Below are 22690 nucleotides of genomic sequence, written 5' to 3'. Positions count from 1 at the left end.
CACGGACGGTGGGCGGGCGCGGCGGCGCCCGCCCATCCCTGTTCTCCCCGCCCTCGCCCCGAGGCGTCCGTACGGTCGGGCCCGCTCAGTCCCGGGGATAGCGGGCCAGCCAACCCGGGGCGGCCGCGGTGGGACTGTGCAGGGCCGGCCCCTGGGTCATCTCCATCGCGAAGTCGTCGGAGAGTTCGAGGAGGGTCGAGCGCCCCTCCAGTTCCGCCAGCCAGCCCGGCGGCAGCGCCGTCTCGCCGTGCAGCGCCCCCAGAAGGGCCCCGCAGACGGCTCCCGTGGCCGCGGAGGGCCCGGAGTGGTTCACGGCGAGCCGCAGACCGTGACGCATGTCCTCGCCGACCAGAGCGCAGTACAGCGCCACGGCGAGCACCTCCTCCGCGGAGTCGGTGTCGCCGAGCGCCTCGATGAGGGCGGGCCCGGGGATCCCCTGGCGTACGGAGCCGAGCGCCTGCCTCAGCGCGTCGGTGACCTGCTCGCCGCCCGGCCGTTCGGCGAGCAGCGCCAGAGTGCGCTGGACCGAACCGTCCAGGGTCTCCCCGCGAGCCAGTCCGTGCACCATCACGGCGAGCGCTCCGGCCGCGAGCTGGGCGGTGGCGTGCCCGTGGGTGTGGGCGGCGCACTCGACGGCCAGCTGGAGGACGAGCTGGGGCTCCCAGCCGACGAGCAGCCCGAAGGGCGCTGAGCGGGTGAGCGCGGCCGAGTCCCGTGCCGCCGGGTTCTTGGGTACGGCGAGCGTGCCCATCGTGGAGTCACCGAAGCCGGCCAGGCACTCCCTGGTGGGGGCGCGGCGGGTGTAGAGCCACTCCTCCCTGGCCAGCCAGCCGTTGTCCTTGCGACGCTCGTCGGGCCCCCAGGCGCTCTGGGTGGCCGCCCAGCGCAGATGGGCGCGGTGCACGTCGGTGGGCGGGTGCCAGGCTCCGGTGTCGCGGCGGACCTGGGCCCGGATCAGCCCGTCGACGGTGAAGAGCGTGAGCTGGGTGACAGCGGTGACGGCACCGCGTCTGCCGTGCACCGGGACGAAGTCGGCGACGCCCTCCGCGCCGTGGGTCGCGCGTATCGCCTCCAGGGTGAGCCCGGAGACCCCCGCTCCGAGCGCGTCCCCGATGGCCCCGCCGAGCAGGGACCCCCGTACCCGGCCGCGGAAGTCCTGCTGCTGGGCGCGGCCCCAGACGGCTGTGGTCCCTGTGGTCACCGTGCCCCCTTTTTCCTCCGACTCACAGTGCGACTGCGCAAGCACTGTAATCGAACGGGAACGGTGGGCTCATAGGCGGAACGCTATGTACGGACTAGCGCGACGGAGCACTTTTGAACGGCATTCCTCACGTTATCCGGGGCCATTTCCCCGCATGTATCCCGGACGGAATTCCCGGGCCCCGGCCCACCTCGGGCACGGACACTGCCCCCGTCCGCCGGGACCGCGCGAGCGGCCCCGACGGCGGACGGACCGTCAGCCGAACTGGCCGGGCTGGTAGTCCCCGGCCGACTGCCGGGTCATGACGTTCAGCCGGTTGTAGGTGTTGATCACGGCGATGAGGGCCACCAGGGCGAGGAGCTGGTCCTCGTCGTAGTGCTTGGCCGCGTCGGCCCACGCCTCGTCCGTGACCCCGCCCGCCGCGTCGGCGATGCGCGTGCCCTGCTCGGTCAGTTCCAGGGCGGCGCGCTCGGCGTCGGTGAAGACCGTGGCCTCCCGCCAGGCCGCGATCAGGTTCAGCCGCAGCGCGGTCTCACCGGCCTCGGCGGCTTCCTTGGTGTGCATGTCGAGGCAGAATCCGCAGCCGTTGATCTGACTGGCGCGGATCTTCACGAGTTCCTGCGTGGCCGCCGGAACGGCCGACTTGCCGACCGCCATACCCGCCGAATTGATGTGCTTCAGGAACGTGGCCGCGAAGGGGTTTCCGAAGACGTTCAGACGCGCTTCCATCATGAGCTCCTATGCGTTGCTGCCGGGCTGGTTACACCCTCATGACGGAGCGGCCCCGGCCGAACGTGACATGGGCGCGTGTGATCCACGTCTCAGGCGGGCGCGGGCCTCTCCCCGCACTCCGCGACCCGCAGCGCGTCCCTGAGCGACTCGGCCGTCCGCGTCAGGGCGAAGCGCACCGCCGGCTCCCCGGCCACCGGGTCCGCGAGCACCGCCTCCGCTCCGGCCGGCACCGCGAAGCCGGACGCGGCCCCTTCGGCGCGGGCGTTCACGGGCTCATGGGCAGCCACCTGTGGCTGATGTGGGAGCCGAACGGCAGTCCCGTTGCCTACGTCGAGGGCAACGGATTCGGCGAGTTGACCGCCCGCATGGACAGCCTTCGTCACCCAAGCGGCTCACCCCACGGCGTCGAGCGTCGGATAGTCCGTGTAGCCCGTCTCCCCGCCGACGTACATCATGTACGCGTCCCGGACCTGGTTCACCGGGGCGCCCGTGCGCATGCGGTGGATCAGGTCTGGGTTGGCCAGGAAGGGGCGGCCGAGCGCGATCAGGTCCGCTCCGGCGGCCAGCAGCCGCTCGCCGTGGGCGATGCCGCCGTCGTCCGGGATGCGGTCCTTCGGCAGCACGGGGTTGGCCATCAGCGTGCCCGGCCAGTCCTTCCGGATCCGCTGGAAGACGAGGTCCTCCGGGTCGGCGTACCCCACGTGCAGATAGGCCAGGCCGCTTCCCGCCAGGGCCCCGAGGAGCGCGGGGTAGATCTCCTCGGTGTCGCCCTCCTCCATGCCGTTGACCGTGCTCCACGGCGAGATGCGCAGGCCCACACGCTCCGGGCCGATCGCCGCCGCCACCGCTTCGGTCACCTCCACGACGAAACGGATGCGGTGGGCCACGGGCCCGCCGTAGGCGTCGGTCCGCCGGTTGGTCCCCTGGCCCAGGAACTGGTGGAGCAGATGGCCGTTGGCGCTGTGCACCTCGACGCCCTCGAAGCCCGCCTCGATCGCGTTGCGTGCGGCGGAGGCGAAGTCCGCCACGGTGGACGCGATGTCCTCCTCACTCATCTCGCGGGGCACCACCGAGGGCACGCGCCCGGCCGGGGTGTGGATCGTCTCCGGCAGTGCTATCGGCGAGGGCGCGACGGGCGTCAGTCCGCTGGTGTCGGGGTGGCCGGCGCGCCCGCCGTGCTGGATCTGGAGGAACATCCGCCCGCCCTCCGCACGGACCGCGTCGGTGACCCGGCGCCATCCGGCCACGTGGGCCGGGCTGTGGATCGCCGTGATGTTCGGGTACGTCTGCCCCACCGGATTCGGGGTGGAAGCCTCGGCGATGATCAGTCCCGCCGTGGCGCGCTGGGCGTAGTAGGTGGCCATGAGCGGGGTCGGCACGCCCTCGGGGGTGGCACGGTTCCGGGTCAGCGGAGCCATCACGAGGCGGTGGGGAAGGGTGAGGGGACCGAGCGCGACGGCCTCGAAGAGCTTCTGCGGGGAAGCGGATGCGTTCGTCATGCAGGAACGGTAAGAATTGACACCGGTGTCAGGTTCAAGTCCTGGAGGCGAGGCAATCATGCGGATCGGCGAGCTGGCCCGGCGTACGGGCGTCAGCGAACGCTCCCTGCGCTACTACGAGGCCCAGGGAATCCTGAAGGCCGACCGTACCCCCGGTGGCCACCGCGACTACCCGGAGGGCGCGGTCGACCGCGTGATCCGCATCCAGGAGTTCTACGCCGCCGGGCTGTGCAGCTCCAAGATCGCCGAGCTGCTGCCCTGCGTACGCGACACGGACGGCGGCCCCTCCGCGATCGCCACCCCGCGCCTGGTGGGCGACCTGACCCTGGAGCGCGACCGCATCGACCGCAAGATCGACGAGCTGCGCCGCTCCCGGGAGGTGCTGGACGACGTGATCACCACGGCGGCGGGCGGGAGCACGGAAGGGGACTGAGCCGCAGGGCCGGGTCACATGGACACCGCTCAGAGATCGTCCGGCAGGATCCTGAAATGGGCGTAGCGCCCGGCAAGCGGCCGTAGCACCCTGAAGTCCCGCAGATCTCTCGTCAGAACGGCGTCGGTGTCGTACTCAGCCGCCAGCGCCACATTCACCGCGTCCACGAGATCCAGGTCCAGCGAGCTGTACCGGGCCCGTACGGTCAGCGCCGCATCGAGGATGTCCGGCGTCGGAGGAGCCAGCACCAAGCGCAGTTCTCCGGTACGAGCTGTCAGGGATCGGAGGATGCCGTCGGCGGCGCGGCGCCCGGCCCTGACCGTGGCGACCTGGTGCACCTCGGTGAGCGCGAGGGGGTTGGCGACGAGGAGACCGCACTGATCGGCAGCCTTGCGCGCGGCAAGGTGGTCAGGATCGGAGCGGTTGTACAGCACCAGCAGTCCGGACGTGTCGACGATGGCGATCAAGCCGCATGACCCCGATTACGGTTCTCACGCTCGGTGAATCCGTCGGAGACCACATCACGCACTTCTTCTCGCGCCACCGGTCCACCGAGATCGAAGGTTTCCCCGTCCTCCACGAACGGCTGGTCCCAGACCCGCCGGGCAAGCGCTATGCGGTGGATTCCTTCGCGGATCAACTCCGCCTCCGACACACCGAGCCGGATCGCCGCCTCCTTGATCAAGGCGAGGTCCGCATCGTCCGCGTACACATTTGTCCGCTTCAAGGCCATGTGTCGATGGTGCAGCTTGTGTACCACCTCCGCGCTCCCCGCCTCCGACGGGAAGCGCGGCGGCGGGAAACGCGGAGCCGAACCTCACCCCTCCAGCACGGGCAGGAGCTCCGGCAGGTGGCCGTCCGAAGCCGTCGCAGCGGTGACGCGCTCCTGGGGGACCTCGCCGTACAGCGTCGTGCGCGGCTTCGCCGGGCGGCCGGCCAGGTCGGCGATGGCGACGAGGTCCTGGATCGAGCGGTACGAGCCGTAGCTGGAGCCCGCCATACGGGAGATGGTCTCCTCCATCAGGGTCCCGCCCAGGTCGTTCGCGCCCGAGCGCAGCATCTCGGCGGCGCCCTCCGCACCGAGCTTCACCCAGCTGGTCTGGATGTTGGTGATGTGCGGGTGGAGCAGGAGACGGGCCATCGCGGTGACGGCCCGGTTGTCCCGGTCGGTGGGTCCGGGGCGGGCGATTCCGGCCAGGTAGACCGGGGCGTTGGTGTGGATGAAGGGGAGGGTGACGAACTCCGTGAAGCCGCCGGTCTCCTGCTGGAGGCGGGCCAGTGTCCTGAAGTGGCCGAGCCAGTGGCGGGGCTGGTCGACGTGGCCGTACATCATCGTGGACGAGGAGCGCAGGCCCGTCTCGTGCGCCGTCCGGATGACGTTCAGCCAGTCGGCCGTCGGCAGCTTGCCCTTGGTGAGGATCCAGCGGACCTCGTCGTCGAGGATCTCCGCGGCCGTGCCGGGGATCGAGTCGAGCCCGGCCTCCTTGGCGGAGGCCAGCCAGTCACGGACGGACATGCCCGTGCGGGTCGCGCCGTTGACGACCTCCATCGGTGAGAAGGCGTGGACGTGCATGCCGGGCACGCGCTCCTTCACCGCGCGGGCGATGTCGAAGTACGCGGTGCCGGGCAGGTCGGGGTGGATACCGCCCTGCATGCAGACCTCGACCGCGCCGACGTCCCATGCCTGTGCGGCGCGGTCGGCGACCTGGTCCAGGGAGAGGGTGTAGGCGTCGGCGTCCGTACGCCGCTGGGCGAAGGCGCAGAAACGACAGCCCGTGTAGCAGACGTTGGTGAAGTTGATGTTCCTGGTGACGATGTAGGTGACATCGTCACCGACCACGTCGCGGCGCAGGGTGTCCGCGATCCGGCACAGCTCGTCGAGTGCGGGCCCGTCCGCGTGGAGCAGGGCGAGGGCCTGGTCGTCGGTGAGCTTCGTCGGGTCGTCGGCGGCCTGGCTCAGGGCCTGGCGTACGTCGGTGTCGATCCTCGACGGGACCATCCCCGGGGCGGCCGCCTCCCGCAGGGCCTCCCAGTCGCCGTAGACCACGTCGAAGTCGTCGCGCCGGTCGCCGGTGCGCCCCTCGGTGTCGATGGTGCGGTGCAGATCGGTGCGGCCTGAGGCGTTGAAGCCCTGGTCGGGCTCCTGCCAGGGCAGCCCGGCCGGGATCGCGCCCTCCTTCGCGAGGCCAGTCTCCGGGTCGGCGAGGGCCCGCACGTGCGGGAGGAGACGCGGGTCGAGCCAGGGTTCGCCGCGCTGGATGAACTCCGGATAGATGGTGAGGCGTTCCCTGAGCTGGAATCCCGACTCCGCTGTGCGCGCGGCCAGTTCGTCGATGTGCGGCCAGGGGCGCTCGGGGTTCACATGGTCCGGGGTGAGGGGCGAGACGCCGCCCCAGTCGTCGATGCCCGCACCGATCAGCAGGGCGTACTCGGCGTCGACGAGGTTCGGCGGGGCCTGGATGCGGGCCGAGGGGCCGAGGATGTGGCGGGCGACGGCGATCGCGGCGGCCAGCTCCTCCAGCTCGGCGTCAGGCATCCCGCGCATCGCGGTGTCCGGCTTGGCGCGGAAGTTCTGGACGATGACTTCCTGGATGCCGTGGTAGGCGCGCGCCGTCCTGCGGAGCTCGAAGAGGGAGTCGGCACGCTCCTCGTAGGACTCGCCGATCCCGATCAGGATGCCGGTGGTGAACGGCACGTTGGACCGGCCCGCGTCCTCCAGCACCCGGAGCCGGACGGCCGGCTCCTTGTCCGGGGAACCGTGGTGGGGGCCGCCCTTCTCGGACCACAGCCGGGTCGCCGTCGTCTCCAGCATCATGCCCATGGAGGGGGCGACCGGCTTCAGCCTCTGCAGGTCGGTCCACGTCATCACGCCGGGGTTCAGGTGCGGGAGCAGCCCCGTCTCCTCCAGCACCCGGACGGCCATGGCACGCACGTACGCCAGGGTGTCGTCGTAGCCCTCGGCCTCCAGCCATTCCCGCGCCTCGGGCCAGCGGTCCTCGGGCCGGTCGCCGAGCGTGAACAGGGCTTCCTTGCAGCCCATTTCCGCACCCTTGCGGGCGATGTCGAGGACCTCGTCCGGCGACAGGAACATCCCGTGCCCCGCCCTGCGGAGCTTCCCCGGCACGGTGACGAAGGTGCAGTAGTGGCAGGTGTCACGGCAGAGCCGGGTCAGCGGGATGAAGACCTTGCGGGAGTACGTGATCACTCCCGGCCGGCCCGCCGCTTCGAGGCCCGCGTCCCGGACACGGGCGGCGGACGCGGCGAGGTCGGTCAGGTCCTCCCCCCGTGCCTGGAGCAGTACCGCGGCCTCGGCCACGTCGAGGGCGACACCGTCGCGGGCCCGCCGGAGGGCGCGCCGCATGGCGTTGGTCGTGGGGCGCTGAGGATCGGTCATGATCCGAGCATACGAGCGTGCCGCCTCTCGCGGACCAGGGCCCGAGTCCGGCGTAACCACCCCTCCGGCACTGGCGCCTTGACCGTTATGCCCTACTTGCCCCCTAGGCTCGGAGGGGTGATGAAAACGATCGTCTTCGACACCGGCGAAACCCTCGTCCGCGACGACCGCCACTGGGCCTCATGGGCCGACTGGCTCGGGGTCCCGCCGCACACGGTCAGCGCGCTGGTCGGCGCCGCCGTCGCCCAGGGCCGCGACCGCACCGACGCGCTGCGGGTCCTGCGTCCCGGGATGGACGTCGGCGAGGCCCTCCACGCCCGTGCGGCGGCCGGACGCGGCGAGTACCTGGACGAGACGGACCTCTACGCCGACGTACGGCCCGTTCTGGCCGATCTGCGCGCGCTCGGCCTGCGGATCGTCGTCGCGGGCGACGGGACGGCCCGGGCCGGGGAGCTGCTGAGGGCCCTCGACCTGCCGGCCGACCTGGTCGTCACCTCGGAGGAGTGGGGTGCCGCCAAACCGGACCGGGAGTTCTTCGCCCGCGTGCTGGAGGTGTCGGGCGCCGAGCCGGAGGCCACCCTGTACGTGGGCGACCATCCCGCCGACGACCTCTTCCCCGCGAAGTCCTCGGGGCTGCGTGCGGCGCACATCCGCCGCGGCCCGTACGGGCATTGGTGGGCGGACCACCCCGACGTCGTGGAGACGGCGGACTGGCGGATCAGCGCGTTGACCGAGCTGCCGGCACTGCTGGGCGGAGCAGGGCGGCGGAAGGCGTTCGCCACCCCGTCCGCACGACCGGCCCCGGCGGCGGAGTCCACGCCTCCGGGAGGGGAGCCGGACCCCCTCCCGGCGAAGGCGGCCGGTCTCCCGGCGGAGACGGCGGAGGAACCCGCACCACCCGGGCAGTCGCGGGCCTGAGCGCCGCCACCCGGCCTACGCGCCTGCGCGCCGCCTACTCGTCGTCCCCACTCAGCGAGAGCCTCAGCCGGTCGCTCGCGAGCCTCATGTGCTCGGCCATCGCCGCGTCCGCGCCCTCCGGGTCCCCCGCCCGGATCGCGTCGAGCACGGCCCCGTGCTCGTGCAGCGTCCCGCTGACGGTCCCCTCGATGTCTCCCGCCCGCTCCATCCACACCTGGAGCAACGCCCGGATGGAGTGCAGGATGTCGCTGAGAACCGTGTTGCGGGCGATGCTCGCGGTCTCCAGGTGGAAGGCGATGTCGGCGTCGATGAACGCCTTGACGTCCGTCCCCGCCTCCCGCATCCGCTCCAGGTGCGCCTCCAGCCGCTCGACGTCCTCCTCGGACGCCCGGTCGGCGGCCAGCCGTGCCGACATGCCCTCCATGAAGGTGCGGACCTCGACCAGGTCCTGCGTCCGGCGCTGACCGAGCATCAGGCCCCAGTTGATGGCCCGCGGCAGGAACTCCGAGGTCCCCTCACGGACGTACGAGCCCGAGCCCGGCCTGATCTCGATGATGCCGAGGACGTCCAGCGCGGACAGCGCCCCGCGGACGCTGGAGCGCGCGACGCCCAGGGCGTCGGCGAGCTGGCGCTCGGCGGGCAGGCGCGTACCCGGCTTCAGGTTCCCCTCGGACAGATGATCAAGGAGTCGCCTGGCCACCTCACTGACCGAGGACTCCCGTACGACGGGGCGCAGGAGTGACGTGAAATCGGGCGCTTCGGGCTGCGTGGACACGCTGACCAGTACATCAGACGGGGCCGGGGAACCCCGGAGCGGGCGGACGATAACGCGCTCATCGGTCCAGGAGAAGAGCTCAGGGGAGCGACCTACGTCACTTTGGTAAATTGGTGACCAATTTAGGATCCAGGGCTAGCTTGGAGTTGTTCACCGGCCGGAAACACAACCTTCCACGGTTCGCCTTCACCTGCCGGAGTAGACACAGAACCGGACAAAGCGGTCCGCAAGCGAGGAGTCTCCATGGGCGCCACTGCGCATTCAGCGATCGAGAGATCAGCGATCAAGAAGGTCTCGGTCCGGCTCGTCCCCTTCGTGGCCCTGATGTTCTTCGTGAACTATCTGGACCGGACGGCCGTCTCCTTCGCGGAACCCAACGGCATGGGGCAGGACCTCGCGCTCACCGCGGCGCAGTTCGGCTTCGCCTCCGGCGTCTTCTTCATCGGTTACATCATTCTCGAAGTGCCCAGCAACATGGCACTGCACAAGTTCGGCGCCCGGCGCTGGCTGGCCAGGATCATGGTGTCCTGGGGCGTCGTCGCCCTCCTCTTCACCTGGGTGCAGAACAGCGAGCAGCTGTACACGCTCCGCTTCCTGCTCGGTGTCGCCGAGGCCGGCTTCTTCCCCGGCGCGATCCTCTTCCTGAGCCAGTGGGTGCCCTCCCGGCACCGTACGAAGGTGCTCGGCCTCTTCTACCTGGCACAGCCCCTGACCACCGTCATCGGCGCCCCGCTGGCCGGCTGGTTCATCAACCAGCACGGGCTCTTCGGCCTGGAGGGCTGGCGCGTCATGTTCCTCGGGGTGTCCATCCCGGCGATCCTGCTGGGCGTCGTCGCCTGGTTCTACCTGATCGACAAGCCGGCCGACGCGAAGTGGCTGACCCGCGACGAGAAGGAATGGCTGACCGCGGAGCTCGCAGCCGAGAACGCCGGCAAGACCGGCGCGGACGAGAAGTCCAACCACGGCAAGGAGGCCCTGAAGGCGGCCTTCACCAACAGCCGCGTCTGGATCCTCGCCCTCATCTACTTCGGCTTCATCTACGGCCTGTACGCCCTCGCCTTCTTCCTGCCGACGATCATCAACGGCTTCCAGGAGCAGTTCGGCACGACGTTCAGCGTGATGGACAAGGCCCTGATCACGGCCATCCCGTACCTCCCGGCCGCGATCGTCCTCTACTTCTGGTCCCGGCACGCCACCAGGCACGGTGTCCACACCTGGCACATCGCGGGACCGGCCGTCGTGGGCGGGATCTCCATCCCCCTCGCCCTCTACATGGGTTCGCCGGCCGCCACGGTCGCCGTCATCACCGTCACCGCCTGTGCGATCTTCGCGGCGCTGCCGGTCTTCTGGTCCGTCCCCTCGCAGTTCCTGACCGGCGCGGCAGCCGCCGCCGGTATCGCCCTGATCAACACCGCGGGCAACGTGGCCGGCTTCGCCGCCGGATACGTGACCGGCTGGCTGAAGGACTTCAGCGGTGCGTACTACCTGCCGCTGTTCCTCGTCGGGGCCTTCATGCTCATGTCCGCCGCGCTGATGCTGTGGCTCGCCAAGCGGTCCAAGGACCACGGCGCGCACCACGGCCGCCCTCTCGCAGAGGTTCGCTGATGACCCGCCTGTCCAACGACCCCGCAGCCTTCGCCGACGAGGCGCTCGAAGGCTTCGTCGCCGCCCACCCCCGCAGGGTCCGCCAGGTCCCCGGCGGGGTGGTCCGGGCCACCCGCACCGCCCCCGGCCAGGTCGCCGTGGTCGTCGGCGGCGGCTCCGGGCACTACCCGGCCTTCTCCGGGCTGGTCGGCCAGGGCCTCGCGCACGGCGCGGCCGTCGGCAACGTCTTCGCCTCGCCCTCCGCCCACCAGGTGCGCCAGGTAGCCCGGGCCGCCGAGACCGGCGGCGGGGTCCTCCTCGCCTACGGGAACTACGCCGGTGACGTCCTGCACTTCGGCCAGGCCGCCGAGCGGCTGACCGCCGAGGGCATACCCACCCGCACGCTCGGCGTCACGGACGACATGTCCAGCGCATCGCCCGACGAGGCCCACAGGCGCCGCGGGGTCGCCGGGGACCTGGTCGTCTTCAAGACGGCCGCCGCCGCGGCCGAGGCCGGGCACCCGCTGGACGAGGTGACACGGATCGCGGAGCTGGCGAACGCCCGTACCCGCTCCTTCGGTGTCGCGTTCTCCGGCTGCACGCTGCCGGGCGCCGACCACCCGCTCTTCACGGTGCCCGAGGGCCGCATGGCCGTCGGCCTCGGCATCCACGGCGAGCCCGGCATGGGCGAGCGGCCCGTGCCGACCGCCGACGAGGCCGCAGAACTCCTGGTCTCCACCGTCCTCGGCGAACTCCCCGAGGGCGTCGGGTCGCCGCAGGGCCGACGGGCCGCGGTGATACTCAACGGCCTCGGCTCGGTGAAGTACGAGGAGCTGTTCGTCGTCTACCGCCGGGTCGCCCAGCTCCTCGCCGAGGCCGGCGTCGAGGCCGTCGACCCCGAGGTCGGCGAGCTGGTCACCAGCTTCGACATGGCCGGGGTCTCGCTGACCCTGTGCTGGCTCACCGACGAGCTGGAGCCGCTGTGGACGGCCCCGGCCGACGCCCCCGCCTACCGCAAGGGCACCGTCGAAGCTGCGGACCTCTTCGTCCCGGACCCCTCCGCGGAGACAGCCGAGGACACCGTCCCGCCCGCCACCGACGACTCCCGCGAGGCGGCCCGCACCGCGCTCGCCGCCCTGCGTGTCCTCAAGGACACCGTCGACGTCCACGCCGACGAGCTCGGCCGGATCGACGCGGTCGCCGGTGACGGCGACCACGGCATCGGCATGCAGCGCGGCTCCACCGGGGCGTACGAGGCGGCCGTACGCGCCGAAACGCTCGGCGCCGGTGCAGAAACGCTTCTGCACCGGGCTGCCGACGCCTGGGCCGACCGGGCCGGCGGCACCTCCGGCGCCCTGTGGGGTGTCATCCTCCGGGCCGTCGGAACCGCGCTCGGCGACACCGCACGGCCCACGGCCGCCGAGGTCGCCTCCGGCGTCGCGCAGGCGTCGGCGGGCGTGATGGAGCTGGGCAAGGCGGAGGTCGGCGACAAGACCATGGTCGACGTCCTCGTCCCCTTCTCCTACGCCCTCACGGCCGCCACCCGGGCCGGACAGCCCCTGGCCACCGCCTGGGACACCGCCGCGCACTCCGCGTCCGCCGCCGCGCAGGCCACCGCCGACCTGCTCCCCCGGATGGGCCGCGCCCGCCCGCACGCCGAGAAGAGCCTCGGCACCCCGGACGCCGGAGCCCACTCGCTCGCCCTGATCGTCCGCGCCGTGCACGGCGTGTTCGTACCGACCCTGGAGAACCACTGATGTCCGAGAAGCTCCGCATCGTCGTCGGCTCCGACGACGCCGGCCACACCTACAAGGAAGCCCTCAGGAAGGACCTGGAGGCCAGCGGCCTCGTCGCCACCGTCACCGATGTGGGTGTCGACGCGGACGGGCACACCGCCTACCCCAAGGTCGCCATCGCAGCCGCCGAGATGGTCGCCCGGGGAGAGGCCGACCGCGCCCTGCTCGTCTGCGGCACGGGCCTCGGGGTGGCCATCGCCGCGAACAAGGTCAAGGGCGTCCGTGCCGTCACCGCCCACGACTCCTTCTCCGTCGAGCGCGCGGTCCTCTCCAACAACGCCCAGGTCCTCACCTTCGGCCAGCGCGTCGTCGGTCTGGAGCTCGCCCGCCGGCTGGCCTCCGAGTGGCTGACGTACCGCTTCGACGAGGCCTCGGCGTCCGCCGCCAAGGTCGCGCTGATGGACGACTACGAGAACCAGAACGACCACGAGAACCAGCAGGAAGCCGCAGCCTGATGCCCGCCGCGCAGAACACCGCGCAGAACACCGCGCGCCCCCGGGTCACGATCGGGGTGAGCCTGAAGATGTACTTCGGCCACCACGAGACCCTCAACTGGGCCCGCAGCATCGCCTCCCTCGCCGCCCGGCACCCCGCCGTCACCGGCGGCACGGCCGAGCTGTTCGTGCTGCCCGCCTTCCCCGCGCTCGTCCCGGTCACCGGGATCCTGGCCGGCACGGAGGTGCGCACCGGGGCGCAGGACCTGGCCACCGACGACTCCGGTCCCTACACCGGCGAGGTCAGCGGTGCCCACCTGCACGAGATCGGTGCCCGCTACGCCGAGGTCGGCCACGCGGAGCGCCGCCGGCTCTTCGGCGAGGGCGACACGGTCGTCGCCGCGAAGACGGCCGCCGCCCTGCGCAACGGGCTGACCCCGGTGCTCTGCGTCGGCGAACTCGACCAGGTGGCACCCGCGGAGGCCGCCGCCCGCACGGTCGCCGAGGCCGAACGCATCCTGGCCACGGCGTCCCACGAGGGCCCCCTCGCCCCGGTCGTCCTCGCCTACGAACCGCAGTGGGCCATCGGCGCGCCCCGGCCGGCCTCCCCCGACCACATCCGCACGGTCTGCGAGGCCCTCACCGCCTGGCTCGCCACCCAGCCCGCCCTGGCAGGCAGCCGCGTGATCTACGGCGGAAGCGCGGGCCCCGGCTTGCTCACCGAACTGGGCACCGGCGTCGACGGGCTGTTCCTCGGCCGCTTCGCCCACGACCCGGCAGCGGTGGGTCGCATTCTCGACGAGACGCTGGAAGGAGCCCTCGCATGTCCTACGGCCTGAGCACCTACGCCTTCTTCTGGCGCGTCTCCGACCGGGCCCCCCGCCCGCTCACCCTCGACGAGATGCTCGCGCAGACCCGGGAGATGGGCGGCGAGGTCTTCCAGATCTGCGACTACCCGCCGATCGAGACGTACGACGACGAACAGCTCGACGCCCTGCGCGCCACGGCTGCCGGGCACGGCATCACGCTGGAGCTGGGCACCAGGGGTGTACGCACCGAGCACCTCGCCGCCTATCTCCGCATCGCGCGGCGCCTGGGGGTCACCCTGGTGCGCTCGATGCTGAACACCGCGGACCACCGGCCGACCGTCGCGGAGGCCACCGCCCTCCTGGGCGAGGCGGTCCCCGCCTACGCGGCGGCAGGTGTCACGCTCGGCCTGGAGACCTACGAACAGGTCTCCACCGACGACCTGCTGGCCGTCGTGCGCGGCGTGGACAGCCCGCACCTGGGCGTCGTCCTCGACCCGGGCAACAGCGTCGCCCGGCTGGAACGCCCGGTGGACGTCGTCGAGGCCACCGCCCCCTACGTGGTGAACATCCACGTCAAGGACTTCTCGTTCTCCCGCCGCGACGGCTGGGTCGGCTTCACCTTCGCCGGCTGCCTTCTCGGCGAGGGCCTTCTCGACTACGGCCACATGACCGCAACGGTCCGGCCGGACGAGCGGGGCATCAACCAGATCGTGGAGCACTGGCTCCCCTGGCAGGGCGAGTTCGAGGAAACCGCCCGCCTGGAGGACCAGTGGACCCGGCACAGCATCAACACCCTTCTGAGGAGCAAGTAATGGCCACCGGATCCAGGACCGTCGCCGTCATCGGGGCCGCAGGCAAGATGGGCCAGCGCGTCTCCAACAACCTGGTCAAGAGCGACTTCACCACCCTCTTCGCCGAGAACTCCCCCAAGGGCCAGGAGCTCATCCGTGAGCTGGGCCGCGAGCTGACGGACAGCGCCGACGCCGCCGCACAGGCCGACGTCGTGATCCTCGCCGTCCCGGACGTCGTCCTCGGCACGGTCTCCGAGCAGCTCGTCCCGGTCATGAAGCCCGGCGCGATCCTGCTGACCCTGGACCCGGCCGCCGCGTACGCGGGTCTGCTGACCCGCCGCGCGGACGTGCACAACGCCGTGGCGCACCCCTGCCACCCGTCGGTGTTCCTGGAGCGCACGACGAAGGAGGAGTGGGCGGACACCTTCGGCGGCATCGCCGCCCCGCAGGAGGTCGTCGCCTCCTTCGAGCCCGCCGCCGAGTCCGCCGACCCGGCCGCCCAGGAGCTCGCCGAGGCCGTCATCTCCACCATGTACGCCCCGGTCGTCGAGGTGCACTGGGTGACCGTCAAGCAGCTCGCGGTCCTGGAGCCGACCCTCGTCGAGACGATCGCCTGCATGGTCGGCGCCCTGCTGACCGAGGCCCTCCACGAGACCGTCCACACCGTGGGCGTCCCGGAGAAGGCGGCCCGCGCCATGCTCCTCGGCCACACGCAGGTCGCGCTGGCCAACACCCTCAAGGGCTCGAACCCGTTCTCCGACGCGTGCCTGATCGCGATGGACTACGGGCGCGAGTCGATCGTCCGCGACGACTGGAAGAACGTCTTCCAGGACGACGAGCTCGACAAGGTCATCACCCGGATGCTCAAGATCAAGGAGATCAAGCGCTGACCCGGTCCTGACCACCGGTCCACCGCTCGGCTCCCGCAAAACGGGCCGGGCCCTCCATCAGGGGTGGAGGGCCCGGCCTTTCGTGCGCGTGACCCCCGGGACTGCGTACGCCCGTGATCCACGCGTGACCACCGCCCCGTAACCTCCCACCGGTCCCGGGGAATTCACGGGGTCTGCGAGCGATGCGGGGGCAGTTCATGACATACGGACGCGCGGCGGTACCGGCTGTGGCGGGGGCGCTGCTCCTCACGGCTCTGCTGTGGTGGGCGGGAGCGAGCGTGAACGCGCTGCATCTCCAGGGCACGGCACAGGTGCTCGGCCCCAAGGCGGTCGCCGACCTGGAGTACTGGCTGAACCCCTGGTCGTACGATCCGCCGGAATCGGTCCGGCTGGGCACCCTGGCACAGGGCGGGACCGGCGCCGGCTACCTCGCCCTGTACGGGACCGCGATGCAGATCCGGTTCGCCGCGGTCTTCGCCTTCTTCGTGCCGGGGGCGCTGCTCCTCGTCCGCAGGCTGCCTCCGGTGCACCGGAGGCTGCCGGCCACGCTGCTGGCGCTGTGGGCCTGGGGCATGGTGGCCGGGACCCTGGCGGTCACGGTGTCCGCGCCGTGGATGATCGCCTCGCAGGGGCGCGGAAGTTACCGCTTCCTGCCCCAGCTGGCCGGCATGATGACCGCCGGACGGCAGATCCTGGTGCTCCTCGCCCTGGTCGCCGCGGTGGTCACCGTGCTGATCGCCCGGATCACCGCCAAGGGCGCCGGGGAGCTGCCCCGGGCCGTCGTCCCGGCGCGCGCCGCCCGGGTGGCGGCCACCGTGGGGACCCTGGTCGTGGCGGTGTCCCTGGTCGTCCTCTCGTACCAGCCGGTCGCCGCGCGCATCCAGACCGTCTCCCTGTCCGGGGCCCTGCTCTCCGAACCCGGCGACTTCCTGCGCCAGTGGCTGCTGCTCGGCGGCTGGGCCGGGCCCGCGGGTACGTCGATCGGTGACTGGCTGCTGTACCGCGCCGCCGACGGGCTGCTGCTCGCCGTGGTGTGGTGCGCGCTGCGGTGGCTCCCCGGACTGCTGACCCGTGCCACGGTGCCGGCGATGGCGGCCGGGTCGGTCTGCGCGACCGTCATGGGGCTGCTGGCGGGCCAGCTGCTGCGGATGGCGGTGGACTCGACGGGCCTGGCCATGCTCTACGGACCGGTGCACGTGATGTCGGCCCTCGGTACCGGAGTGCCCGCCGCCCTCTTCGTCGGCTCCCTGGCGGGCGTGCTCGCGGCCCTGGCCCTGCGGTGGGCGGGTGGCCGCGCACCGGACGCCCCCGCACCGCCCGCGGTGGCGCCGGAAAGCCCCGCCGCCGTATGACGCGACCGCCCGCCCGGTGATGCGCCGGGCGGGCGGTCGGGAGGCGGTTCCGGGTCTTCTACTTCCCGAGAACCGCCTTCATCACGTTCCTGGCGATCGGACCGCCGAGGCCACCGCCGGAGATGTCCGAGCGGGAGATGTCCATCGCGGTCGGGTCGATGAACACCGCGACCGCCACCGACTGACCGTCGGCCTTCTTGCCGTACGAGACGAACCAGCCGTACGGGACTTCCTTCGTCACGTCGTTACCGCGCTGGGCCGTACCCGTCTTGCCGCCCACCGTCACACCGTCGATCAGGGCGCGCTTCGCGCTGCCCTCCTTGGCGGTGAACTCCATCATCTCCTGGATCTTCTTCGCGGTCTCCTCCGAGACGGCGTCGCTCTTGAGCTGCGGCTCGTGCTCCTCAAGGGTGGTGAGGTCCGGGCCGACCAGCTTGTCCACGATGTACGGCTGCATCAGCTTGCCGTTGTTGGCGAGGGCCGCGGTGACCATCGCCATCTGCATCGGGGTGCTCGTGAGGCTTCCCTGGCCCATGCCCGTGAGGGCGGTACCGGGCTTGTCGAGCTTGTCCGGGTAGAGGCTCTTCGTGGCGAGCATGTCACCGAAGGCGTCGGAGTAGACGTCCTCGTTGAAGCCGAACTTCTCGGCCGTCTCACGCATCCCCTGGTCGCCCACCTTCAGGGCCGCGTCCAGGAAGACGTTGTTGCAGGAGAACTGCATGGCCACCTTCAACGACGCCTTGTTGCACGCCGCGTCGCCGGCCTCACTGCTGATCGTCTTCGTCGACAACGGAAGCGGGTAGGGGGAGACCGCTTCGGTCGGCGCGTCGACGTCGTCGATCACACCGTGCTCCAGGGCCGCGGCCGCCGTCAGGATCTTGAAGGTGGAGCCCGGCGGGAAGGTCTCGCGCAGCGGGCGGTTGGCCAGCGGCTTGCTCTTCTCGTCGATGAGGGCCTGGAACTTGTCGCCCTCCTTGAAGGAGTTGCCCGCGAAGACCGAGGGGTCGTACGAGGGGGTCGAGACCAGGGCGAGGACCTTGCCGGTCGACGGTTCGAGGGCGACGACCGCGCCCCTGGCGTCGAGTTCGGTCAGGTCCTTGTAGGCCACCTCCTGCGCCTTCGGGACGATGGTGGTGACCACGCCGCCGCCGCGCCGCTCCTCACCCGTGAGGATGTCCTTCGCGTGCCGGAAGGCGAAGCGCTCGTCCTGGCCGCTGAGGATGCTGTCGTACGTCTTCTCCAGGAGGGACATGCCCTGGGCCTGGGAGGCGTAGCCGGTGACGGGGGCGTACATCGGGCCCTGCTTGAAGGTGCGCTGGTACTTGAAGTCGGTCCCCTCGACCAGCTTCGACCCGGTGACCGCCTTGCCGCCCACGATGATGTCGCCGCGCGGGGTGGCGAACTGCGTGATCTTGACCCGGCGGTTGTGCTCGTGGGTCGCCAGCTCCTCGCTCTTGGCGTACTGGAGCCAGTTGGTGCGTATCAGTAGAGCCAGCATCAGCAGCCCACAGAAGATGGCTATGTGCCGCAACGGCCTGTTCATCGTGCTCCCGCTCCCCAGGCAGCCGAGCACACACGCACACGGGCCGCACCATCGATGTCCGGAGGTGATAGATGCGATTTTAGCGTCGGCGGTTGCGCCGACGGATCACGGTAGGGCCTAATCGGCCACGGTTTGCTCACAGATACGCCGCGTAGGCGTCCAGAGCGCGCAGGACCTCCGCCTCCTCGGCCGGGGGAAGCTGCAGGACGACCTCCTCGACACCCAGCTCCGCGTAGTACTCCAGCTTCCCCTGCGCGGGCCGGACGGCGTACGGCACCACCTGGAGATGCTCCGGGTCGCGCCCCGCCTCCTCCCACGCCGTGCGCAGCTTCGGCACGGACTCCGACAGCCCGCGCCCGCCGATCGGCAGCCAGCCGTCCGCCTCCCGCGCGATCCGTTCGAACAGCTTCGGGCCCGCCGCCCCGCCGATCAGGGTGCGCGGGCCGCTCACCGGACCGCGCGGCTTCTGCACCGGCTTCGGATAGGCGTGGCTCGCCCGGACCGATCCGAACGCACCGTCGTAAGCAGTCGGTTCCTCCGCCCACAGAGCACGCATCAGGGCCAGCCGGTCACTGCCGAGCGCACGCCGGGTCGACCACTCCACACCGTGGTCGGCGGCCTCCTCCACGTTCCAGCCGTAGCCGATGCCGAGCGTCAGCCGGCCACCGGAGAGGTGGTCGAGCGTGGCGGCCTGCTTCGCCAGATCGATGGGGTCGTGCTGGGCGATCAGCGTGATGCCGGTACCGAGGGCCAGCCGCTCGGTGACGGCGGCGGCCTGCCCGAGGGCGACGAAGGGGTCGAGCGTGCGGCCGTATTCGGGCGGCAGTTCACCGCCCGCCGGGTACGGGGTGTCCCGGCTGACGGGGATGTGGGTGTGCTCGGGCAGGTACAGCCCGGCGAATCCGCGCTGCTCCAGCTCGCGCGCGAGCCGCACCGGCGTGATCGTCCCGTCGGTGAGGAAGATCGTTGTGGCGATCCGCATGGGGGGCTCCTCGGTCGTCGTCCGTGACGGGTCCACGGTATGCGGTGGAGCGCGCGGCCGGGGCCGTCACGCGGAGCCGGGCGCCCGGATCACGGCCACAACTCCCCAACTCGCCAACTCGCCGCTGGACGCTGAACCGAGGCGAGCGGCGCCCCGTCCGGCCACCGGAGCGCCCCTTCGCCTCCACTTCCCCGGCAGCGGCGGGGCGACCGCCGGTCCGGGCTACTTGCGGTACAGCTCCTCGATCTCCGCGTCGAAGTCCCGTGTGATCGCGTCCCGCTTCAGCTTCAGCGACGGGGTGAGGTGTCCGCTCTCCTCGGTGAAGTCCTTCGGCAGGACCGTGAACTTGCGGATGGACTCGGCGCGCGAGACCAGCCGGTTGGCCTCGTCGACCGCGCGCTGGAGCGCGCCGCGCAGCTCCTCGTCGTGGACGAGCTCACGCAGGGGGACGTCCTCCTTCTTGCGCATCCGGCGCCAGTGGGCGAGGCCGTCCGGCTCCAGGGTGATCAGGGCGCCGATGAACGACCGGTTGTCCCCGACCACCATGCACTGGCTGACCAGCGGGTGGGCACGCAGCCAGTCCTCCAGCGGGGCGGGCGTGACGTTCTTGCCGCCCGAGGTGATGATGATGTCCTTCTTGCGGCCCGTGATCGTGAGATAGCCGTCCTCGTCCAGGGCCCCCAGGTCACCCGTCGGGAACCAGTCGCCCTCGACGCCGGGGACGGCCTGGCCGCGCTCCGTGTCCCAGTAGCCCTGGAAGACCTGGCCACCGCTGAGCAGGACCTCCCCGTCGTCGGCGATCCGTACGGCGGTGCCCGGCAGCGGCCAGCCCACCGTGCCCAGACGCGGCTTGAGAGGTGGGGTGACCGTGGCGGCGGCCGTGGTCTCGGTCAGGCCGTAGCCCTCGAAGATCTGGATGCCCGCCCCCGCGTAGAAGGCGGCCAGGCGGTGCCCCAGCGGGGAGCCGCCGCAGATCGCGTACCGGACCTGGCCGCCCAGCGCGGCACGGATGCGCCGGTAGACCAGCGGGTCGTAGAGGGCGCGGGCGGCGCGGAGACCGAGGCCGGGACCGGGCCCCGTGCCGTGTTCGGCGGCCTCGACGGCCTCGCCGTAGCGCTGCGCGATACGGGCCGCGCGGTCGAAGGACGAGGCGCGGCCCATCTTCTCGGCGGTGGCCCGGCCGGTGTTGTAGACCTTCTCCAGCACGTACGGGATGGCCAGCAGGAACGACGGCTTGAAGCCGGCCAGGTCCTCCAGCAGGTCCTCGGTCCGGATCGACGGCGCGTGCCCCAGCCGGACCCGGGCGCGCATGCAGCCGATCGCCACCATCCGGCCGAAGACGTGGGAGAGGGGCAGGAAGAGCAGCGTGGACGCCGGGTACTTCGACACCGACTTGAAGACCGGGTGGAGCAGCTCGATGGCGTTGTCGACCTCGGCGAAGAAGTTGCCGTGGGTCAGGGCGCAGCCCTTGGGCCGGCCCGTGGTGCCCGAGGTGTAGATGAGGGTGGCGGGGCTGCCGGGTTCGAGAGCTGCACGGCGGGCGGCGACGAGCGCGTCCGGTATGTCCTTGCCGAGCGTCTTCAGCCGGCCCAGGGCACCGGTGTCGAACTGCCAGAGGTGCGCGAGGTCCCCGAGTTGCTGTCGCTCCTGGCTGACCAGCCGACCCTGCTCCTTCGTCTCCACGGCGCAGGCGACGGCCCCGGAGTCCTGGAGGATCCAGCGCGTCTGGAAGGCCGAGGACGTGGGGTAGACGGGCACGGTGACCAGCCCGGCCGCCCAGGAGGCGAAATCGAGCAGCGTCCACTCGTAGGTCGTACGGGCCATGATCGCGATCCGGTCACCGCTCCGCAGCCCCTCCGCTATCAGTCCCTTGGCGACGGCCTGGACCTCCGCGGCGAACTCGGCGGCGGTCACGTCCTGCCAGGTGCCGTCGGACTGCTTACGGCTGAGGACCGCCTCGGACGGGGCCTCCCGGGCGTTGTCGAAGGGGATCTCGGCGAGTGAGCCGCTCCGCACGACGGGTGCGAGCGGCGGCACGGACACTTCACGTACGGCCCCGTCGGCCCCCCTGACCTTGGTCGGCTCGACCAGGACGGGAACGGCGGGCGCGGCGGATACGGCGGCGGGCGTGGACACGAGCGGCTCCTCGACATGGGGTCCGGCGCCGGGCCCGTCCCTGGGCCCGGCGCCGGGGCGGCTGCTGGGTGCGCGGGTTCGTTCACGTACGGATGCGACTGCGGGTCTCAGGGGTCAGGGGCGTTCCAGGATGGCGGTGACCCCCTGGCCGCCCGCGGCACAGACCGAGATCAGGCCCCTGCCCGGGGCGTCCCGCTCCGCGAGGAGCTTGGCCAGGGTCGCCACGATCCGTGCGCCCGTCGCGGCGAAGGGGTGCCCGGTGGCGAGGGACGACCCGGCCACGTTCAGCTTGTCCCTGTCGACGGGCGCGAGGCCCTGCTCCTCCCAGGCGGCGAGGGTCGCGAGGACCTGGGAGGCGAAGGCCTCATGGATCTCGAAGAGGTCGAAGTCCTCCACGGTCAGCCCGGCACGCTCCAGCATGCGCGGCACCGCGTGGGCCGGCGCCATCAGCAGCCCTTCCTCACCGGCGACGTAGTCAACCGCGGCCGTCTCGTACAACGACAGATAGGCAAGCGGCTCCAGGCCGCGCGCCTCGGCCCACTCCTCGCTCGCCAGGAGCACGGTGGCGGCACCGTCGGTGAGCGGTGTCGAATTGCCCGCGGTCATCGTCGCGTCGGGGTGATCCGCGCCGAACACCGGCTTCAGCGTGGCGAGTTTCTCCACCGTGGAACCGGGGCGCAGGTTCTGGTCGCGTTCCAGACCGAGGTGGGGTACGACGAGGTCGTCCAGGAAACCGCGTTCGTACGCCGCGGCGAGCCGCTGGTGACTGGTCGCCGCCAGCAGGTCCTGGTCCTCGCGGGCCACTCCCCACTTCCGGGCCGTGACCGCCGCGTGCTCGCCCATCGAAAGGCCGGTACGGGGCTCGGCGTTGCGCGGGATGTCCGGGACGAGGTGGCTGGGGCGGACCGCGGCCAGCGCCTTGATCCGGGCGCCCGTCGACCGGGCCCGGCGGGCCTCCAGCAGGATCCTGCGCAGCCGGTCGTTGACGCCGAGCGGCGCGTCGCTCGTGGTGTCCGCGCCGCCCGCGATCGCCGAGTCGACCGCGCCGAGTGCGATCTTGTTGGCGGCGGCGACGACGGCCTGGAGCCCGGTGCCGCACGCCTGCTGGATGTCGTAGGCGGGGGTACGCGGGTCGAGGGCGGAGCCGAGGACGGTCTCACGGGCCAGGTTGAAGTCCCGGCTGTGCTTGAGGACGGCGCCGGCCACGAACTCGCCGACCTGCTGCCCCCGCAGGCCGAAGCGCTCGACGAGACCGTCCAGCGCGGCGGTCAGCATGTCCTGGTTGGACGCCCGCGCGTACGGGCCGTCGGAGCGGGCGAACGGAATACGACTGCCGCCGATGACCGCGACCCTGCGCGGCTGCGGAAGTGCGAGGGGGATCAAATCGACCAACTCATCTCGACAACTCCTGACCCTTGAGT

Annotated in this window: 21 protein-coding genes; 9 read left to right on the top strand and 12 right to left on the bottom strand. The window is 71.5% G+C overall.

Annotation, left to right across the window (positions count from 1 at the left end; genetic code table 11):
• Window positions 1-85: 85 nt before the first annotated feature.
• The 4 genes from P8A20_RS20665 to P8A20_RS20650 form a co-directional block, all read right to left on the bottom strand.
• A complete protein-coding gene (locus P8A20_RS20665) occupies window positions 86-1201 on the bottom strand; it encodes an ADP-ribosylglycohydrolase family protein (RefSeq protein ID WP_147963904.1) in 1116 nt (371 codons plus the stop codon).
• 255 nt (window positions 1202-1456) lie between these two features.
• Entirely contained in the window at window positions 1457-1930 is a 474-nt protein-coding gene (locus P8A20_RS20660) for a carboxymuconolactone decarboxylase family protein (protein WP_306104009.1), read from the bottom strand.
• 92 nt (window positions 1931-2022) lie between these two features.
• Entirely contained in the window at window positions 2023-2220 is a 198-nt protein-coding gene (locus P8A20_RS20655) for a hypothetical protein (RefSeq protein WP_147963905.1), read from the bottom strand.
• 105 nt (window positions 2221-2325) lie between these two features.
• Entirely contained in the window at window positions 2326-3432 is a 1107-nt protein-coding gene (locus P8A20_RS20650; protein WP_306104008.1) for an alkene reductase, read from the bottom strand.
• A 58-nt stretch (window positions 3433-3490) separates the two neighbouring features.
• On the opposite strand from P8A20_RS20650, the gene P8A20_RS20645 reads away from it, so the two are divergent.
• Window positions 3491-3865, top strand: coding sequence for a MerR family transcriptional regulator (locus P8A20_RS20645; RefSeq protein ID WP_147963907.1), 375 nt, complete (start codon window positions 3491-3493; stop codon window positions 3863-3865).
• A gap of 29 nt (window positions 3866-3894) precedes the next feature.
• Here P8A20_RS20645 and P8A20_RS20640 read toward each other — a convergent pair whose 3' ends face one another.
• From P8A20_RS20640 to P8A20_RS20630, 3 genes are all read right to left on the bottom strand, one after another.
• Window positions 3895-4332 (bottom strand): type II toxin-antitoxin system VapC family toxin, encoded by a 438-nt coding sequence (locus P8A20_RS20640; RefSeq protein ID WP_306104007.1) that lies wholly within the window; start codon window positions 4330-4332, stop codon window positions 3895-3897.
• On the bottom strand, window positions 4329-4598 hold the full coding sequence (locus P8A20_RS20635; RefSeq protein WP_306104006.1) for a ribbon-helix-helix domain-containing protein: 270 nt from the start codon (window positions 4596-4598) through the stop codon (window positions 4329-4331). The genes P8A20_RS20640 and P8A20_RS20635 overlap by 4 nt, the downstream gene beginning before the upstream one ends.
• Window positions 4599-4682: 84 nt before the next feature.
• Complete coding sequence (locus P8A20_RS20630; protein ID WP_147963910.1) at window positions 4683-7259, bottom strand: bifunctional FO biosynthesis protein CofGH; 2577 nt, start codon at window positions 7257-7259, stop codon at window positions 4683-4685.
• A gap of 120 nt (window positions 7260-7379) precedes the next feature.
• On the opposite strand from P8A20_RS20630, the gene P8A20_RS20625 reads away from it, so the two are divergent.
• Window positions 7380-8177, top strand: coding sequence for an HAD family hydrolase (locus P8A20_RS20625; RefSeq protein ID WP_306105177.1), 798 nt, complete (start codon window positions 7380-7382; stop codon window positions 8175-8177).
• A gap of 34 nt (window positions 8178-8211) precedes the next feature.
• Here P8A20_RS20625 and P8A20_RS20620 read toward each other — a convergent pair whose 3' ends face one another.
• On the bottom strand, window positions 8212-8952 hold the full coding sequence (locus P8A20_RS20620) for a FadR/GntR family transcriptional regulator (protein ID WP_306104005.1): 741 nt from the start codon (window positions 8950-8952) through the stop codon (window positions 8212-8214).
• A 243-nt stretch (window positions 8953-9195) separates the two neighbouring features.
• Between P8A20_RS20620 and P8A20_RS20615 the strand changes: the two genes are divergently transcribed.
• The 7 genes from P8A20_RS20615 (at window position 9196) to P8A20_RS20585 (ending at window position 16608) form a co-directional block, all read left to right on the top strand.
• Window positions 9196-10557, top strand: a complete 1362-nt coding sequence (locus tag P8A20_RS20615) for an MFS transporter (RefSeq protein WP_147963912.1) — start codon at window positions 9196-9198, stop codon at window positions 10555-10557.
• Window positions 10557-12293 (top strand): dihydroxyacetone kinase family protein, encoded by a 1737-nt coding sequence (locus tag P8A20_RS20610; RefSeq protein ID WP_306104004.1) that lies wholly within the window; start codon window positions 10557-10559, stop codon window positions 12291-12293. Before P8A20_RS20615 ends, P8A20_RS20610 begins: the two co-directional genes overlap by 1 nt.
• On the top strand, window positions 12293-12787 hold the full coding sequence (locus P8A20_RS20605) for a ribose-5-phosphate isomerase (protein ID WP_147960537.1): 495 nt from the start codon (window positions 12293-12295) through the stop codon (window positions 12785-12787). The genes P8A20_RS20610 and P8A20_RS20605 overlap by 1 nt, the downstream gene beginning before the upstream one ends.
• Window positions 12787-13605: a triose-phosphate isomerase family protein gene (locus P8A20_RS20600; RefSeq protein ID WP_306104003.1), complete on the top strand. Its 819-nt coding sequence runs from the start codon at window positions 12787-12789 to the stop codon at window positions 13603-13605. The genes P8A20_RS20605 and P8A20_RS20600 overlap by 1 nt, the downstream gene beginning before the upstream one ends.
• On the top strand, window positions 13590-14387 hold the full coding sequence (locus tag P8A20_RS20595; RefSeq protein ID WP_306104002.1) for a sugar phosphate isomerase/epimerase family protein: 798 nt from the start codon (window positions 13590-13592) through the stop codon (window positions 14385-14387). The genes P8A20_RS20600 and P8A20_RS20595 overlap by 16 nt, the downstream gene beginning before the upstream one ends.
• Entirely contained in the window at window positions 14387-15256 is an 870-nt protein-coding gene (locus P8A20_RS20590; protein WP_147960534.1) for a phosphogluconate dehydrogenase C-terminal domain-containing protein, read from the top strand. Before P8A20_RS20595 ends, P8A20_RS20590 begins: the two co-directional genes overlap by 1 nt.
• Window positions 15257-15453: 197 nt before the next feature.
• Complete coding sequence (locus P8A20_RS20585; protein WP_306104001.1) at window positions 15454-16608, top strand: hypothetical protein; 1155 nt, start codon at window positions 15454-15456, stop codon at window positions 16606-16608.
• A 58-nt stretch (window positions 16609-16666) separates the two neighbouring features.
• On the opposite strand, the gene P8A20_RS20580 is transcribed toward P8A20_RS20585, so the two are convergent.
• The 4 genes from P8A20_RS20580 to P8A20_RS20565 form a co-directional block, all read right to left on the bottom strand.
• Complete coding sequence (locus P8A20_RS20580) at window positions 16667-18151, bottom strand: peptidoglycan D,D-transpeptidase FtsI family protein (RefSeq protein ID WP_147960532.1); 1485 nt, start codon at window positions 18149-18151, stop codon at window positions 16667-16669.
• A 136-nt stretch (window positions 18152-18287) separates the two neighbouring features.
• Complete coding sequence (locus P8A20_RS20575) at window positions 18288-19133, bottom strand: LLM class F420-dependent oxidoreductase (protein WP_147960531.1); 846 nt, start codon at window positions 19131-19133, stop codon at window positions 18288-18290.
• A 222-nt stretch (window positions 19134-19355) separates the two neighbouring features.
• A complete protein-coding gene (locus tag P8A20_RS20570; protein ID WP_147960530.1) occupies window positions 19356-21269 on the bottom strand; it encodes an AMP-dependent synthetase/ligase in 1914 nt (637 codons plus the stop codon).
• A 114-nt stretch (window positions 21270-21383) separates the two neighbouring features.
• Window positions 21384-22661: an acetyl-CoA C-acetyltransferase gene (locus tag P8A20_RS20565; protein WP_147960529.1), complete on the bottom strand. Its 1278-nt coding sequence runs from the start codon at window positions 22659-22661 to the stop codon at window positions 21384-21386.
• Window positions 22662-22690: the final 29 nt, after the last annotated feature.

Source organism: Streptomyces sp. Alt3 (assembly GCF_030719215.1).
Classification (GTDB): domain Bacteria; phylum Actinomycetota; class Actinomycetes; order Streptomycetales; family Streptomycetaceae; genus Streptomyces; species Streptomyces glycanivorans.
Note: the sequence above shows the minus strand (reverse complement) of the source record. Positions and strands in the feature narration are given on the sequence as shown.